Source organism: Kitasatospora sp. MY 5-36 (assembly GCF_001182915.1).
Classification (GTDB): Bacteria; Actinomycetota; Actinomycetes; order Streptomycetales; family Streptomycetaceae; genus Kitasatospora.
This window is the reverse complement of record NZ_LFVW01000470.1, coordinates 1-3527: the sequence shown is the minus strand read 5'-3', so window position 1 is coordinate 3527 and position 3527 is coordinate 1. Positions and strand designations below refer to the sequence as shown.

Annotated in this window: 2 protein-coding genes; one reads left to right on the top strand and one right to left on the bottom strand. The window is 73.9% G+C overall.

Annotation, left to right across the window (positions count from 1 at the left end; all coding sequences use genetic code 11):
- Nucleotide 1 precedes the first annotated feature (1 nt).
- Entirely contained in the window at nucleotides 2-685 is a 684-nt protein-coding gene (locus AE652_RS27325) for a bifunctional 2-polyprenyl-6-hydroxyphenol methylase/3-demethylubiquinol 3-O-methyltransferase UbiG (protein WP_063780284.1), read from the bottom strand.
- A 302-nt stretch (nucleotides 686-987) separates the two neighbouring features.
- Between AE652_RS27325 and AE652_RS27320 the strand changes: the two genes are divergently transcribed.
- The gene (locus AE652_RS27320; RefSeq protein ID WP_082346004.1) at nucleotides 988-3342 is read left to right on the top strand and encodes a glycosyl hydrolase family 18 protein; all 2355 of its coding nucleotides are present in this window, start codon (nucleotides 988-990) and stop codon (nucleotides 3340-3342) included.
- The last annotated feature ends 185 nt before the right edge of the window (nucleotides 3343-3527 follow it).

The following is a 3527-nucleotide window of genomic DNA, read 5'->3' as shown; positions in this document are numbered from 1 at the left end:
GTCAACCGCCGCTCCGCTCCAGCCGCACCAGCGCGTCCACCGCGACCCGGCCGCCCCGGCCGCCCCCGTTCGCCTCGGCGCCCTCGCCGCTCTCGGCGCCCGCAGCCCCCTTGTGGCCCGGCTCGCCGTCGACCGTCCGGTGCACCCGCTCGGCCCGGACGGTGCGCAGCCCGCGGTCGGCGAGGTCCGCCAGGACGTCCTCCGGGGTGAAGAGCACGGCCGGGTCCTGCGGGCCGCCGACCCCCTCGGTGAGGTTGCTCAGGTCGTGCCCGATGACCAGCAGGGTGCCGCCGGGGCTGAGCGCGTCGGCGGCGCGGCGCAGCGCGGCCCGGCGCTCCGCGGCGGGGATCTGCAGGTAGGCGACCAAGACGAGGTCGTAGCCGGCGGCGGGGGCCTCGTAGGCGCGGGCGTCGCCGTGGCGCCAGGTGAGCCGGTCGGCGACCTCGTCGGGCAGCTCGGCGGTGAGCCGTTCGGCGCGCTCCAGGGCGACGGCGGAGAAGTCCAGTCCGGTGACCTCCCAGCCCTGGGCGGCCAGCCAGATCGCGTTGCGGCCCTCTCCGGCGGCCAGGTCCAGCGCGTGGCCGGGAGTGCGCCCGGCCAGTTCGCGGACCACCCACCGGTTGGGCGCGGCACCCCACACCAGCTCGCTCGCGGCGTAGCGGTCGTCCCAGTCCTGGCTGTCCATCGCGCGTCCTCCGTTCGACGGGCCTGCTCGTACCGGCCAACCTACCGGGCCGCCGCCGACCCGGCAGGGAACGGTCCAGCGGGCGGACACCCTTGACGGCGAATATTGGTCCAGTCCAATCTGTTCAGTCGTGACGTGCACGGGTCGGCCGCCCGTCGCGTCCGCACTCCGCTCGTCCGCACACCGCTCGTCAGCACGCGTCACCAGCCCGCGCGCCCCCACCGCGCCCGGGCCGGCTCCCCTCGGCCCGCCCCGGGCCACCGCACCGCCGGAACCCCCCACACATCCGGAGGACCCACCGCATGCACGACCGCGTCACGCCCGCACGGCCCGCCCACCCCGCCGGGGAGCGCGCCGACCGCCGGGCCGCCCAGCGCAGAAGAGCCACCGCACTGGCCCTGGCCGCCACGCTGACCACCAGCGGCGCAGCCATCGCCCTCACCTTCGGTTCCGCCTCGGCCGCCCCGGTCAACCTGCTGGCCAACGGCGACTTCGAGACCGGCACCCTGGCCGGCTGGACCTGCTCCAACGGCTCGGTCGTCACCACCCCGGTGCACGGCGGGAGCCGCGCGCTCGCCGGCGCCGCCTCGGCCGGCGACACCGCGCAGTGCCAGCAGACCGTCACCGTCCAGCCGAACACCACGTACACCCTGGCCGGCTGGGTGCAGGGCAGCTACGTCTACCTGGGCGCCACCGGCACCGGCGTCAACTCCTCGGCCTGGACGCCGGGCGCGACCGGCTGGAACCAGCTGAGCACCACCTTCACCACCGGCGCCACCACCACCTCCGTCACGGTCTTCACCCACGGCTGGTACGGCACCGGCACCTACTACGCGGACGACCTCACGCTGACCGGCCCGGCCGGCCCCACCTCGTCCACCAGCCCGACGGCCACCGGCAGCCCGACCGCCACGGCCAGCCCGACGGCCACCGCGAGCCCCACCGCCACCGGCAGCCCCACCGGGAGCCCGACGGCGACCGGCAGCCCGACGGGCACCCCCACGACCACCACCCCGACCCCGACGGCCACCGCGAGCGGCCCGGCCGGGGACGGCAAGGTCACCACCCCGACCGGCTTCACGGTCACCAGGACCACCTCCAACGCGGTGGTGCTCACCTGGCAGCCGTCCACCCTCACCAGCGGCGACGGCCCGGTCGCCTACAAGGTGTGGTCCAACGGCCAGCTGGTCGCCACCTCGATGGGCACCTCCGTCGCGGTCAGCTCGCTGCTGCCGGGCAGGAGCTACACCTTCAGCGTCCAGGGCTACTCCGGCAGCCACGCCTCCGCCCAGTCCGCGCCGGTGAGCACCACGACCGCGGCCGCCCCCGCCCAGCAGCCGATCCGCTCCGCCTACTTCGACCAGTGGGGCGTCTACGAGAACGCGTACAACGCCAAGAACGTCGACACCAGCGGCGCGGCGGGCAAGCTGGACGTCGTCCACTACGCGTTCGCCAACATCGACCCGACGAAGTTCACCTGCTTCCAGGCGGTGAAGGCCTCCGACTCGGCCAACGAGTCCAACCCGAACGCCGGTGACGGCGCGGGCGACGCCTACGCCGACTACCAGGCCGACTACAGCTCCGCCACCAGCGTGGACGGCAGCAGCGACACCTGGGAGCAGCCGCTCAAGGGCAACTTCAACCAGCTGCGCCAGCTGAAGGCCAAGTACCCGAACCTGCGGTTCACCATCTCGATCGGCGGCTGGACGTACTCCAAGTACTTCTCCGACGCGGCGGCCACCGACTCCTCCCGCAAGGCCTTCGTCTCCTCGTGCGTCGACATGTTCCTCAAGGGGAACCTGCCGACCGGCGTGGCCGGTGACGCCTCCGGCGGCGCGGCCTCGGCGGCGGGCCTCTTCGACGGCGTCGACCTCGACTGGGAGTACCCGGGCTCGGCCGGCGGCCACACCGGCAACCACTACTCCGCGGCCGACAAGCAGAACTACACCCTGCTGCTCAAGGAGTTCCGCACCCAGCTGGACGCCCTCGGCGCCGCCCAGGGCAAGCGCTACCTGCTGACCGCCGCCCTGCCCAGCGGCCAGGACAAGGTCGCCCAGCTGGAGACCGACAAGATCGGCGCCTACCTGGACTACGCGGACGTGATGTCCTACGACATGCACGGCGCGTGGGACGCCACCGGCCCGACCAACCACCAGGACCCGCTGCACGACAGCCCGGCCGACCCGACCACGCCGATCACCCCGGGCACCCGCAAGTACAACGTGGACACCACGCTCGCCGCGTACACCACCGGCCTGCCCGAGTACGGCATCCCCGGCGGCTTCCCCGCGAACAAGATCGTGCTGGGCATCCCGTTCTACTGGCGCGGCTGGACCGGCGTCCCGGCCGGCTCCAACTACGGCCTGTACCAGAGCGCGACCGGCCCGACGGCGAAGAAGCCGCTGAGCCAGGAGGCCGGCCTGGCCGCCTGGAAGGAGCTCAACCCGACCGCGGCCCAGACCCACTGGGACCCGGTCACCGAGAGCAGCTGGGTCTACGACGGCACCAACTTCTGGACCGGCGACACCCCGCAGGCCGTCCAGGCGCGCGGGGCCTACGCCAAGGCCAAGGGCCTGGGCGGGCTGTTCGCCTTCTCCCTGGAGAACGACGACGCCTCCGGCACCATGCTCAACTCGATGGACAGCAGCCTTCGCTGACGCTTTGTCAGGAACAACGATGGCCCGTGCGGAGACTCCGCGCGGGCCATCCGCGGTCTTCCCGTCCGGGGCTCGGCCGTCGCGGCTCGACCGGCTACGGCTCAGCGCGGCGGCACCGGGTCCGCCCCGCCCGCGCCCGGGCGGCAGCGCAGCAGCCGCCCGGCGGTCAGCCGGGCCCCGCGCAG